The following is a 12135-nucleotide window of genomic DNA, read 5'->3' on the forward strand; positions in this document are numbered from 1 at the left end:
TACCTCCTCGGTACTTGCACCTCGGGATCGGGTTACTCGGCGGTAAGTATAGTTAGCGCCCGTACCTTGCGCGAACCAGCGCCAACATTCGGTCCATCGCCCGGGCACCCCGGTTGAATGTGGTCACCGCGATCGGCGGGGCGAACCGCTGCCGGGTGACCGACTGCGCGCGGGCAAACTCGCGCAGCCCGTCGTCGCCGTGGATGCGCCCGAAGCCCGAGTCGCCCACCCCGCCGAACGGCAGCGCGGGCACCGCCGCGAAGCTGATCACCCCGTTCACCGCGACCATCCCGCAGCGCAGCCGGGCGGCGATCTGCTCGCCGCGCTTGGCCGAGAACACCGAGGCGCCCAACCCGTACGCGGTGGCGTTGGCCTTGCCGATGGCGTCCTCGATGTCGGGCACCCGGTTCACCGCGAGCAGCGGGCCGAAGGTCTCCCTGGTGATCGCGTCGGCGTCCTCGGGCACGTCGGTGAGCACCACCGGCTCGACGTACGGCGGGCGGATCGAGGCCTCGCCGCCGACCAGCACCCGGGCGCCCCGGTCCACCGCGTCGGCCAGCTGCCCGGCCACCACGTCCACCTGCGACGGCATGGTCATCGGGCCGAAGTCGGCGGTCGGTTCACCCCCGGGGCGCAGCGCCTTGGCCTGCTCCACAACCATCTGGATGAACTCGTCGGCCACGGGCTCGACCACGTACACCCGCTCGACGCCGACGCAGGTCTGGCCGGCGTTGGACATGGCGCCCCAGACGGTGGCCTCGGCGGCGGCTTCCAGGTCGGCGTCCTCGTCCACGATCAGCGGGTCCTTGCCGCCGCACTCGATGAGCACCGGGGTCAGCGTCTCCGCGCAGGTCGCCATCACCCGCCGGCCGGTCGCCGTGGAGCCGGTGAACGCCAGCTTGCCCACCCCGGAACGACACAGCGCCGCACCGGTGTCCCCGAACCCGGTCACCACCTGCAGCACCGGATGCTCCACGACCTCGGCCAGCGTGTCGGCCAGCAGGTGGCCGATCCCGGGGGTCAGCTCCGACGGCTTGAAGACGACCGCGTTGCCGGCGGCCAGCGCGTAGGCGATCGACCCCATCGGGGTGAACACCGGGTAGTTCCACGGCCCGATCACCCCGACCACGCCGAACGGCGGGTAGGCCAGCGTGGCGCTCTGGTTGCTCATCAGCAGCCCGGCGCCCACCTTCCGCCGGCCCAGCACCCGCCGCGCGTTGCGCGCCGCCCAGGCCAGGTGGTCCACCGCGAGCACCAGCTCCAGGCGGGCGTCGTCGCGCGGCTTGCCGGTCTCGGCCGAAACCGCGTCGGCCAGCTCGTCCAGCCTCGCCACCAGCAGCTTCCGCCATGCGCCGAGCAGCTTGCGCCGGCCGGCGAACCCGAGTCCGGCCCACCAGTGCCCCGCCTCACGCGCCCGGGCCACCGCCTCGTTCACCTCGGCGGCGCCGTGCACCGGGTAGCTGCCGACCACCTCGCCGGTGCGAGGATCGACGGAGTCGAACGTCTCGGCCACGCCGGTGGCCGCCGCGTCCTCGGTCTGCGTCATTGTCTGACCTCCCCGGCAACAACTGTCCCCGCCGCGCGGTCGAGCCTACGTGCTACCCGGCGGCGATTTCGCCGAAGCGTGACACGCGCGGCACTTTCCGCCTCCGGTTGCGCCCGGTGAGTCGACACACTGTCGACAGGCGGCAGACGTCGTCGCCAGGCGGCACCCCCAACCTGATTCAGTGGGTTCAGCACGCTGGTTCAGTCACTTCTGGCGCGTCGGGCGGGCAGAAGTGACTGAATCACACTGCTGAAGTGACTGAATCACACTGCTGAACCCACTGAATCACCGTGCTGAACCCACTGAATCAGGTGCGGGCGGGGTTAGAAGAGGCGGAGGTCGTTGCGTTCGGCGCCGCGTAGGGCGTCGTAGTCGACGGTGACGCAGCGGATGCCGCGGTCGGTGGCGAGGGTGCGGGCCTGGGGCTTGATCTGTTGGGCGGCGAACACGCCGACCACCGGGGACAGCAGCGGGTCGCGGCCCAGCAGCTCCAGGTAGCGGGTCAGCTGCTCCACGCCGTCGATCTCGCCGCGCCGTTTCACCTCCACCGCGACCGTGCCGCCCTCGGCGCTGCGGCAGAGCAGGTCCACCGGGCCGATCGCGGTCGGGTACTCGCGCCTGATCAGCGTCAACCCCTCGCCGAGGGTGTCCGGGCGCTCGGCCAGCAGCTCCTGCAGGTGCGCCTCCACGCCGTCCTTGACCAGCCCGGGATCCACGCCCAGCTCGTGCGACGAGTCGTGCAGGATCTCCTCGATGGTGATCACCAGCGACTCGTCGGCCTTGTTGCGCACGGTCCACACCCCTGGCTCTTCCTCCAGCCAGCAGGGCGGGCTCATCCAGTTGAGCGGTTTGTAGGCACGGTCGTCGGCGTGCACGCTGACCGAACCGTCGGCCTTCACCAGCAGCAGCCGGGGGGCCATCGGAAGGTGCGCGGTGAGTCGGCCGACGTAGTCCACCTGGCAGCGGGCAATGACGAGTCGCACGCGAGGCACGCTATACCTTCGGCGGTGTGGAGCGACTGAGCACACGGCAGGTGTACGCCAACCCGTGGATGGTGGTCCGCGAGGACCAGATCCGCCGCACCGACGGCACCGACGGGATCTTCGGGGTCATCGACAAACCGGACTACGCGTTGATCGTGCCGCTGGACGGGGACCGGCTGCACCTGGTGGAACAGTTCCGCTACCCGCTGGGGCTGCGCCGGTGGGAGTTTCCCCAGGGCACCGCGCCGGACCGGGCGGACTCCGACCCGCTGGAGCTGGCCCGCCGGGAACTGCGCGAGGAGACCGGCCTGCGCGCCGGCCGGATGGCCGAGCTGGGCCTGCTGGACGTGGCACCCGGCATGTCCTCGCAGCGGGGCCGGGTCTTCCTGGCCACCGAGCTGACCGAGGGTGCGCCGGAGCGGGAGCACAGCGAGCAGGACATGCGCACCGCCTGGTTCGACCGGGCCGAGGTGCACGACATGGTGAACCGAGGGGAGATCACCGACGCGCAGAGCATCGCCGCGCTCGGGCTTTTGCTACTCAACGGGCTGTGACAGCTACCGCCGGGTAGCATAAGCGCGTTATGTCGACCGGGAGGTAATTCGGATGGACTTCACCGAGACCGACGAACAGCGGATGCTGCGCTCCTCGGTCGCCACCATGGCCGCCAAGTACGGCCAGGACTACATCCAGCGCAAGGCCAAGGCCGGCGAGAAGACCACCGAGCTGTGGAAGGAGGCCGGCGAGTCCGGCTTTCTCGGCGTGGGCATCCCCGAGGAGTACGGCGGCGGCGGTGGCGGAATGGTCGAGCTGGCCATCGTCACCGAGGAACTGGCCGCCGCCGGCTGCCCGCTGCTGCTGATCGTGGTCTCCCCGGCCATCGCCGGTTCGGTGATCGCCACCTCGGGCACCCAGGAGCAGCGCGAGCGGTGGCTGCCGGGGATCGCGGACGGCTCGGTCAAGCTGTCCTTCGCGATCACCGAGCCGGACGCCGGCTCCAACTCCCACAACATCACCACTTCGGCCCGGCCGGACCCGGAGGGCGGCTGGCGGCTGTCCGGTACCAAGTACTACATCTCCGGGGTCGACGAGACCGACGCGACGCTCGTGGTGTCCCGCATGCACGACTCCAAGGGCACGCTGCGGCCGGCCATGTTCCTGGTGCCCACCGACTCGCCCGGGCTGACCTACCAGCCGATCGAGATGGCGTTCACCGCGCCGGAACGCCAGTTCACCATGTTCTTCGACGACGTGCACCTGCCGCCGGACGCGTTGATCGGCGGCGAGGAGGCCGGGCTGGCCGCACTGTTCGCCGGGCTCAACCCGGAGCGGATCACGGTCAGCGCGTTCGCCAACGGGATGGCCCGGTGCGCGCTGGACAAGGCGGTGGCCTACGCCCGCGACCGCTCGGTCTGGCGCGCGCCGATCGGCAGCCACCAGGCCATCGCGCACCCGCTGGCCAAGGCGCACATCGAGGTGGAGCTGGCCCGGCTGGCCACCATGCGCGCCGCCTGGCTGTACGACCAGGGCGACCCGGCCGCCGGCGAGACGGCCAACGTGGCCAAGTACGCCTCCGCCGAGGCGTCGATCACCGCGGTGGACGCCGCCGTGCAGACGCACGGCGGGAACGGCCTGGCCGTGGAGTACGGCATCGGCACGCTGATCGGCCCCGCTCGGCTCACCCGGATCGCCCCGGTCAGCCGGGAAATGATCCTGAACTTCGTCGCCCAACACACCCTGGGTCTGCCGAAGTCGTACTGAGACGACCCTGATGGACGAATGACCGACCGGTCGGTCATTCGATAGCGTGCGGTCATGACGGATGCGTTCGGGGTGCCGACGGAGTTGGGTGCGGTGGCGGTCCGGGTGCGGGGTAAGGGGCCGCTGCTGGTGGCGCTGCACGCCAACCCGGGCGACGGGCGGGACTTCGACGCGGTCGCCGGCCCGCTGGCCGAGGCGCACACCCTCGCGGTGCTGGACTGGCCCGGCTACGGGGACTCCCCGGCAACCGATCCGGACGCGGTCACCGCGCCCGCGCTGGCCGGCGTGCTGGACACGGTGCTCCCCGCGATCCTGAAACACACCGGGCACCCCGACGCGGTGCTCATCGGCAACAGCGTCGGCGGATACGCCGCGCTGCGCCAGGCGCTGGAGCACCCGGAACGGGTGCGCGGGCTGGTCCTGATCGCGCCCGGCGGGTTGAGCCGGATGACGGCGCTGACCCGCGCGGCCTGCCGGTTCATGGCGCACCCCGGGGTGGCCGCCCGACTGGCCGGGCCGCTGGCCAGCGGATACACCTGGCGGCGCACCCCTACCGCCCGGGCGGCGCTGCGCCGGGCGTACGCGGTGCGCAACGACCCGGTGCGGCTGCGCGTGTACCGGGCGATCTGGCGCTCCTTCGCCGACCCGGCGCACAACCTGCGCGGGCGGGTCGGCGCGCTGCGCGTGCCGGTGCTGCTCACCTGGGGCTGGGGCGACCCGGTGCTGCCCCGGTTGACGGACGGCCGCCGCGCCGCCCGGATCATCCCGGGCGCCACGCTGCGCACCTTCGTGTCCGGGCACGAACCGCACGCCGAGGTCCCCGGGCAGTGGCTGGCCGCCGTCCAGGAGTTCCTCCGCCCGCTTTCCCCGGTGGCCCGCTGATGGCCCGCCCGGCCGAGCCCGGCCGTACCGCCCTGCTGCAGGCCGGCGAACACGTCCTGGCCGACGACGGGCTGCCCGCCCTGTCGGTGAACAACGTGGTAGCCAGGGCCGGGATGGCCAAGGGCTCGTTCTACCAGCACTGGCCGGCCCGCGCGGACTTCCTGCGCGACCTGCACACCCGGTTCCACGACGGCCTGGCCGAACAGGTCACCCGGGTCGGCGCCGAGCACCCACCCGGTGCGGAGCGGCTGCGCGCCATGCTGGCCGCCTTCCTGGACGGCTGCCTGCGCCAGCGGGCCAGCAAGGCGCTACTGGTGGAGGCGCGCACCGAGGCCGGCCTGCACGACCTGGTGCAGGCGCGCAACGCGGCATTCGCCGAGCTGATCGACGACGACCTGCGCGCCCTGGCCTGGCCGGCCCCCCGTGCCGTGGCCATCCTGCTGATCGCGGCGGCGGCCGAGGTCGCGCTGCACGAGCTACACGCCGGGTGCCCACTGCCCGAGCTGCGCGCGGCGACCCTCGCGCTGGCCACCCGGGACGCTTCGGTGCCCAGTGCAGAAGTGACTGAATCACGGTGCTGAAGTGACTGAACCACCGTGCAGAAGTGACTGAATCACCGTGCTGAACCCACTGAATCAGGCTCGGGTGAGCGCTTTCCCCGCGCGTTCCCGGCGGTTACCGTCGAGACATGGCGGACTACGAACACCTCTTGGTCAAGCAGGACGGCGACACCATCCGGATCACCATGAACCGGCCGGAGCGGCGCAACTCACTGGCCGAACCGGTGCTGGCCGAGCTGACCGACGCGTTCGAGTCCGCCGGCCGCACCGACGCCACCGGGATCGTGCTGGCCGGCGAGGGCAAGGTGTTCTCCGCCGGCCACGACTTCGCCGACGTGGCCAGCCGGGATCTCGGCGGGGTGCGCTCGCTGCTGCGGCTGTGTACCAAGCTGATGAAGACCATGCAGTCGGTGCCGCAGGTGGTGATCGCCAGAGTGCACGCGCTGGCCACCGCCGCCGGTTGCCAGATGGTGGCGTCCTGCGACCTCGCGGTGGCCGCCGAGTCGGCCGGGTTCGCGCTGCCCGGCGGCAAGGGCGGCTGGTTCTGCCACACCCCCGCCGTCCCGGTGGCCCGCAACATCGGCCGCAAGCGGCTGATGGAGATGGCGCTCACCGGTGACGTGGTGGACGCCCGCACCGCGCTGGACTGGGGCCTGGTCAACCACGTGGTACCGGACGACCAGTTGGACGCGGCGGTGGACCACCTGCTGGTGCGCGCCACCCGGGGCAGCCGCTTCGCCAAGGGCGTCGGCAAGCAGACGATCTACGCGCAGCTGGACCGCCCCGAGGCCGACGCCTACGCGATCGCGCTCGAGGTGATGGCCGCGATGTCGCAGTCCGCCAGCGCCCGCGAGGGCATGGCCGCCTTCCTGGAGAAGCGCCCCCCGGTCTGGCCGAACTAGCAACGGTGATGCGCGTGATGCGCTAGTCTATGCATCATGCGCACCACGGTGTCGATTTCGGACGAACTGCTCGCGGCCGCGAAACGGCTGGCGCAGCAGCGCGGCCAGACCCTCGGCGAGGTCATCGACAACGCGCTGCGGCGCGAACTGAACGTTCCCGCACAGCGCGCGGAACGTCCTCCCGTTCCGGTTTTCCGTGGTGGCACCGGCCCGAAGCCTGGTCTGGACCTGGCCTCGAACCGTGCACTGCACGAGGCGCTCGACGAAGGCCTCGACCTCGACTCCCGGCGCTGACGTGTACCTGCTGGACGTCAACGTGGTGCTGGCCGCACATCGGGAGGACCACCCGCACCACCAAACCGTCCGCCCGTGGTTGGACGACCTGCTTGCCGGTGAGGAGCCGTTCACGGTGCCTGTCACGGTTTGGGCCAGCTTCCTGCGTCTGGCCACGAACCGCCGCATCTTCGAGATACCCACCCCGCTGGCCGATGCTTTCGCCTTCATCGACGCGATCAACGGGCAGCCGCACCTTCTGCCGATCGCGCCGGGCCATCGTCACCTCGTCCTGCTGCGCGAGCTCTGCGCCGAGGCCGCCGCGGTGGGCGATCTGGTGCCCGATGCGGTTCTTGCCGCGCTCGCCGCCGAGCACCACTGTGATATCGCCACCCTGGACCGGGACTTCGCCCGATTCCCCTCGGTGAAGCATCTGCTGCTGGTCGCACGTTAGGGGCGGCCCGAAGAGGGGCGAGCGACTAGAGTGATCGGGTGTTGTCCCGGCGTCACCTGTTCACCCTGACCACGGTCGGGGTCGGGACGGCATTGGCCGGCTGCGGGCCGGACGACCGGCCGGCGCTGGCCCGGCTGAGCGAGGACGGCGCGGCCCGGGTGGGCATCTCCGGGGAGGAGCCGTTCAGCTTCCTGGACACCTCGGGCCGGCTCACCGGGGAGTCCCCGGAGGTGGCGCGCGCGGTGCTCGGCGGGCTCGGCGTGCGCACCCTGGAAGCGGTGCAGCGGCCGTTCGGGCAGCTCATCGACGGGTTGGAGCAGGGCCTTTACGACGTGGTGGCGGCGGCGATGCAGATCACCCCGGCGCGTTGCGCGCGGGTGGCGTTCTCCCGGCCGGACGTGCTCACCCCGACCGCGTTCCTGGTGCGCCAGGGCAACCCGCTGCGGCTGCGGGGCTTTCCCGACGTGGCAAGGGCGGGAGTACCGATCGCGGTGCTGGACGGCGGCGTGGAGACCGAAGCCGCGCGCGCGGCGGGCATCCGGCCGGACCTGATCAGGGCCATCGACTCCCCCGGCGAGCTGTTCCAGACGGTGGCCGAGGGGCGGGCGCCGGTCGGCACGCTCACCGACGTCTCGTTGCGGGCCATGCTGCGCAAGCACCCCCGTTCCGGCCTGGAGGTGACCCTGGCGACGGCCCGGCGGGACGCCCAGCCGGCCGCCGCGTTCGCGTTCCGGCCGGCCGACACCGAGCTGCGGGACGCGTTCGACGCCGGGCTGGGCGGGCTGCACGACTCCGGGGAGTGGCTGCGCATCACCACGCCGTTCGGCGTCACCCAGGCCAACCTGCCCCCGCGCGACCTCACCACCGAACAGCTCTGCCGAGCTAGCTCCGACCGATAACGGCGTGCAGGAAATCCCTGGTACGCGACTCGCGCGGCTCGGTGAACAGCGCCTCCGGCGGCGCGTCCTCGATCACCCTCCCCGAGTCGAACATCAGCACCCGGTGGGAGAAGTCGCGGGCGAAACCCATCTCGTGGGTCACGCAGAGGAAGGTGATGTCGGTGTCCTCGCCGATCTGCTTGAGCAGGTTCAGCACGCCGGCCACCAGCTCGGGGTCCAGCGCCGAGGTCACCTCGTCCAGCAGCAGCACGTCCGGCCGCATGGCCAGCGCGCGGGCGATGGCCACCCGCTGCTGCTGCCCGCCGGACAGCTCGGTGGGATGAGCGTCGATCTTCTCCGACAGCCCGACCAGGTCGAGCAGCTCGGCGGCGCGGGCGTTCGCCTCGTCCCGGGGAAGCCCCAGCACCCGGGTCGGCGCCTCGATCAGGTTGCCCCGCACCGTCATGTTGGGGAACAGGTTGAACTGCTGGAACACCATGCCGATCCGCTTGCGCACCTCCCGGCAGTGCTTGTCGTCGGCCGGCACCAGGCTCCCGCCGCGCTCCATGTGGGACAGGCACTCCCCGCCCACCATGATCTTTCCGGCATTCACCTTCTCCAGCGTCATCAGCAGCCGCAGGATCGTGGTCTTGCCCGAGCCGCTGGGCCCGATCAGGCAGACGTGCTCCCCCGGCTGGACGGAGAAGTCCAGGTCGCGCAACACCACGTTGTCCCCGAAGCGCTTCTCCACGCCCTCGAAGACGATCATCGGTTCAGACGGTGACACGGTGCCGCTCCAGGCGTCGGACCAGCATGGAAGCCGGATAGCTGAGGGCCAGGAAGAGCAGCCCGGCAATGGTGAGCGGTTCGGTGTAGCGGAACGACTCCGAACCGAGCTCCTTGGCCCGGTTCACCACCTCGACCACGGTGATGGCCAGCAGCAATGGCACCTCCTTGAACATGGAGATCACGTAGTTGCCCAGCGCCGGCAGCACCCGGGGAATGGCCTGCGGCAGGATCACCCCGGTCCAGGTCCGGGTGCGGGAGAGGCTGAGTGCCACGGCGGCCTCCCACTGCCCGCGCGGCACCGCGTCGATGCCCGCCCGGTACACCTCCGAGGCGTAGGTGGCGTAGTGCACGCCCAGCCCGATCACCCCGACGGCCAGCGCGGACAGCGTCACGCCGAACCGGGGCAGCGCGAAGTACAGGAAGAACACCTGCACCAGCAGCGGGGTGGACCGGACGAACTCCACGAACCCCCACACCAGCTGGTCCAGCACGGGTATCCGCGCGCGCCGCAGCACCGCGATCACCAGGCCCAGCACCAGCGCCACCACCGAGGCGAGCAGCGTGATCTTGATCGTCTCGCCCAGTGCCCGCACCAGGTCGGGCAGCACGGCGAACGCATAGCCCCAGTCCCAGACCGGCATCAGTGCGCCCCCGCTTTGGCTCTGCGCACAGATACGCTACTTCGGCCCAGCCGGCGCGCGGCGATCCGCTCCAGCGGCCGCATCACTCCGGTGATCAGCAACGCCAGCACCAGGTAGATCAGCAACATCACGGTGAAGATCAGCACCAGGTCCTGGCCGAAGTTGGGCACCAGCACCTTGGTGCCCTTGTCCGTCACCTCGGCCACCGTGATGAACGACAGGATCGCGGTCGACTTGAGCAGCTGGATGAACAGGTTGTTCAACGGCGGCAGCATCTCCACCACCGCCTGCGGCAGGATCACCCTGGTCATCCGCTGCGCCGGGGTGAGGCTGAGCGCGATCGCGCCCTCCACCTGCGCCCTCGGCACCGAACGCACCGCGCCCCGGACGATCTCCGCGCCGTATGCCCCGTGGTTCAGCCCGAGCACCAGCACGCCGGCGGCCAGCGGGAGCAGCTGCAGCCCGGTGAGCACGGGCAGCACGAAGAAGATCCAGAACAGCTGGACCACCTCCGAGGTGCCCCGGAACCCCTCCACGTAGACCCGGCTCACCCCGCGCATCCAGCGCCGGCCGGACAGCATGGCCAGCCCGGCGGCGAAGGAGAGCACGATGGTCAGCGCGATGCCGCCGACGGTGGCCGTGACGGTGGCCGGCAACCCTTCGGCGAGCACCGCGAGGATCCTCGGCAGGTTGTCGAACATGGTCACCCGGCGCAGAGGCGGGCCGTGGTGACGTCCGGTTTGGGGATGTTCTCCGCGGTGAACCCGAACGGCTCCACGATCCGCACCCACTCGCCGCTCTCGTGCAGCCGCTTCAACTCCGCGTTGAACTGGTTGACCCTCTGGTCGCCCTTGCGGAAGACGAAAGCGCCGGCCGCGATCTGTTCCTCGCCGTTGATCACCGGGAAGAAGCCCGGGGTGACCTCGACCGCCGCGCCCGGGTTCTTCTTCACCACGTCCTGCAGCGAGAACGTGGTCAGCGCGCCGGCGTCCGCCCGGCCGGCGGTAACCGCCTGCAACAGCGTGTTCTGCGTGTCGAAGGACTGCAGCTGGCCCTCCGGGACGCCGCTCTTGACCGCGTCCTCCTTCTCCACCGCGCCGGAGAGCACGGCCAGCCGGGCGCCGGTGGCCTTCACCTCGGCGTAGGTCTTCAGGCCCTTCGGGTTGCCCTTCGGCACCAGCAGCGCGGACTGCGCGGTGTAGTCCGGGTCGGAGAACTGGGCGGCGGCGCAGCGGTCCGGCCGGATGAACATGCCGGCGGTGACCACCTCGAACCGGTTGGAGATCAGCCCGGGGATGAGCGCGCTGAAGTCGACCGTCTCCGCCTGGATGTCCTCGATGCCCATCGCCTTGAACACCGCCCTGGCCACCTCGACCGACTCGCCGGTGACCTTGCCGCTCGGGTCGGTGAACCCGTACGGCGCCTCGTTGGCGATGCCGACCTTGAAGCCGCCGCTCGCGCACGCGGCCAGCAACGACGGCCCGGCGACCGCCAGTGCGCCGGCCGTGGCGCCCCGTCGTAAGAAGTCCCGTCTGGTCCAAGATCCGCCCATTGGCGTCGCCCCTCGAATCAGGAAGATCGGTGGAGACTGAAAGTAGGCGTCACCGGTTCGGGTGACAACTTGGGGCGGCGATCGTTATCCCGTCTTCACCCGCCGACCTCTTCCCCCGAGTAGGCGCCATCCAACGGGGCGGGCGGCGATCCGCCATGATGGCCCCATGGCGCTACGCGTTGCTGGCATGGTTCTGCCCGGTCCGACCGAGGCGATCGGCGGCGCCTTCGAGACCCTGCGCGCGGTTTTCGGGTGGAGCGAGCAGACCATCCGGCTGATCGGCGAGCTGCCCGACCGGGCGGTGACGCTGCTGGACCGCGTCGAGCAGCTGATCGCGCGCATCGAGGAGCTCACCGAACGGGCCGACGTGCTGGTCAAGCGGGTGGACACGATCGCCGCCTCCACCGAGGACACGGTGCGCACGGCCAACGCGGTGGCCGACGGCGCGGCGGGCGTGGTCGAGTGGTCCAGCCAGATAGCGGACGGCGCGGGCGCGATCGTGGCGCAGGCCGAGCAGACCAGCAAGGGTGCCACCGAGCTGCTCGCCACCTACCAGCCGCTGGCCGAGCGCGCCGCGCCGCTGGCCCGCCGGTTCGTGGACGAGCTCTCCGAGCAGGAGGTGCACGCGGCGATCCGGATGATCGACCAGCTGCCCCAGCTGGCCGAGCACCTGGAGACCGACGTCATGCCCATCCTGGCCACCCTGGACAAGGTCGGCCCGGACATTCACGAGCTGCTCGACGTGGTCAAGGACCTGCGCCAGGCGATCAACGGCATCCCCGGCCTGGGCTACTTCCGCCGCCGCGCCGGAGCAGCCGCGCCGCCCGCCCCACCAGCCCCACCGGAGCCACCGGAGTAAGGCCCTGGCGCGCGTTCCATGATCACCAGGGCATGACGGCCGTTTCGGCCGCCCC

General features: G+C 71.0%; 15 protein-coding genes. 9 read left to right on the forward strand and 6 right to left on the reverse strand.

Annotated features, from left to right (window positions below):
* Nucleotides 1-52: 52 nt before the first annotated feature.
* Together ABEB12_RS17635 and nucS are read right to left on the reverse strand one after the other, a co-directional pair.
* Nucleotides 53-1546, reverse strand: a complete 1494-nt coding sequence (locus ABEB12_RS17635; protein WP_185059339.1) for an aldehyde dehydrogenase family protein — start codon at nucleotides 1544-1546, stop codon at nucleotides 53-55.
* A gap of 323 nt (nucleotides 1547-1869) precedes the next feature.
* The gene (nucS, locus tag ABEB12_RS17640; RefSeq protein ID WP_345702905.1) at nucleotides 1870-2529 is read right to left on the reverse strand and encodes an endonuclease NucS; all 660 of its coding nucleotides are present in this window, start codon (nucleotides 2527-2529) and stop codon (nucleotides 1870-1872) included.
* A gap of 26 nt (nucleotides 2530-2555) precedes the next feature.
* Here nucS and ABEB12_RS17645 point away from each other — a divergent pair, with 26 nt between their 5' ends.
* The 8 genes from ABEB12_RS17645 to ABEB12_RS17680 all read left to right on the forward strand — a co-directional run bounded on the left by ABEB12_RS17645 (nucleotide 2556) and on the right by ABEB12_RS17680 (nucleotide 8260).
* Entirely contained in the window at nucleotides 2556-3083 is a 528-nt protein-coding gene (locus tag ABEB12_RS17645) for an NUDIX hydrolase (RefSeq protein ID WP_345702906.1), read from the forward strand.
* 52 nt (nucleotides 3084-3135) lie between these two features.
* Nucleotides 3136-4290 (forward strand): acyl-CoA dehydrogenase family protein, encoded by a 1155-nt coding sequence (locus tag ABEB12_RS17650; RefSeq protein ID WP_185059337.1) that lies wholly within the window; start codon nucleotides 3136-3138, stop codon nucleotides 4288-4290.
* A 54-nt stretch (nucleotides 4291-4344) separates the two neighbouring features.
* Nucleotides 4345-5172 (forward strand): alpha/beta fold hydrolase, encoded by an 828-nt coding sequence (locus tag ABEB12_RS17655; RefSeq protein ID WP_185059336.1) that lies wholly within the window; start codon nucleotides 4345-4347, stop codon nucleotides 5170-5172.
* Nucleotides 5172-5753: a TetR family transcriptional regulator gene (locus tag ABEB12_RS17660; protein WP_185059335.1), complete on the forward strand. Its 582-nt coding sequence runs from the start codon at nucleotides 5172-5174 to the stop codon at nucleotides 5751-5753. Before ABEB12_RS17655 ends, ABEB12_RS17660 begins: the two co-directional genes overlap by 1 nt.
* A 107-nt stretch (nucleotides 5754-5860) precedes the next feature.
* Nucleotides 5861-6634, forward strand: coding sequence for an enoyl-CoA hydratase-related protein (locus ABEB12_RS17665; protein ID WP_185059334.1), 774 nt, complete (start codon nucleotides 5861-5863; stop codon nucleotides 6632-6634).
* Nucleotides 6635-6670: 36 nt separating this feature from the next.
* Nucleotides 6671-6928, forward strand: coding sequence for a CopG family transcriptional regulator (locus ABEB12_RS17670; protein WP_185059333.1), 258 nt, complete (start codon nucleotides 6671-6673; stop codon nucleotides 6926-6928).
* A 1-nt stretch (nucleotide 6929) separates the two neighbouring features.
* Entirely contained in the window at nucleotides 6930-7361 is a 432-nt protein-coding gene (locus tag ABEB12_RS17675) for a TA system VapC family ribonuclease toxin (protein ID WP_185059332.1), read from the forward strand.
* 38 nt (nucleotides 7362-7399) lie between these two features.
* Nucleotides 7400-8260, forward strand: a complete 861-nt coding sequence (locus ABEB12_RS17680; RefSeq protein ID WP_185059331.1) for a transporter substrate-binding domain-containing protein — start codon at nucleotides 7400-7402, stop codon at nucleotides 8258-8260.
* Here the strand turns inward: ABEB12_RS17680 and ehuA are convergent.
* From ehuA to ehuB, 4 genes are read right to left on the reverse strand one after another with little or no spacing between them, the layout of a single operon-like run.
* A complete protein-coding gene (ehuA, locus tag ABEB12_RS17685; protein WP_185059330.1) occupies nucleotides 8244-9008 on the reverse strand; it encodes an ectoine/hydroxyectoine ABC transporter ATP-binding protein EhuA in 765 nt (254 codons plus the stop codon). The genes ABEB12_RS17680 and ehuA overlap by 17 nt on opposite strands.
* A gap of 4 nt (nucleotides 9009-9012) precedes the next feature.
* On the reverse strand, nucleotides 9013-9669 hold the full coding sequence (gene ehuD / locus ABEB12_RS17690; RefSeq protein WP_425572254.1) for an ectoine/hydroxyectoine ABC transporter permease subunit EhuD: 657 nt from the start codon (nucleotides 9667-9669) through the stop codon (nucleotides 9013-9015).
* Complete coding sequence (gene ehuC, locus ABEB12_RS17695; protein ID WP_185061148.1) at nucleotides 9669-10370, reverse strand: ectoine/hydroxyectoine ABC transporter permease subunit EhuC; 702 nt, start codon at nucleotides 10368-10370, stop codon at nucleotides 9669-9671. Before ehuC ends, ehuD begins: the two co-directional genes overlap by 1 nt.
* A gap of 2 nt (nucleotides 10371-10372) precedes the next feature.
* Entirely contained in the window at nucleotides 10373-11221 is an 849-nt protein-coding gene (gene ehuB, locus ABEB12_RS17700; RefSeq protein WP_185059329.1) for an ectoine/hydroxyectoine ABC transporter substrate-binding protein EhuB, read from the reverse strand.
* 166 nt (nucleotides 11222-11387) lie between these two features.
* On the opposite strand from ehuB, the gene ABEB12_RS17705 reads away from it, so the two are divergent.
* The gene (locus ABEB12_RS17705) at nucleotides 11388-12080 is read left to right on the forward strand and encodes a methyl-accepting chemotaxis protein (protein WP_185059328.1); all 693 of its coding nucleotides are present in this window, start codon (nucleotides 11388-11390) and stop codon (nucleotides 12078-12080) included.
* Nucleotides 12081-12135 lie beyond the last annotated feature (55 nt).

Source organism: Actinospineispora eucalypti (assembly GCF_039543365.1).
GTDB lineage: Bacteria > Actinomycetota > Actinomycetes > Mycobacteriales > Pseudonocardiaceae > Pseudonocardia > Pseudonocardia eucalypti.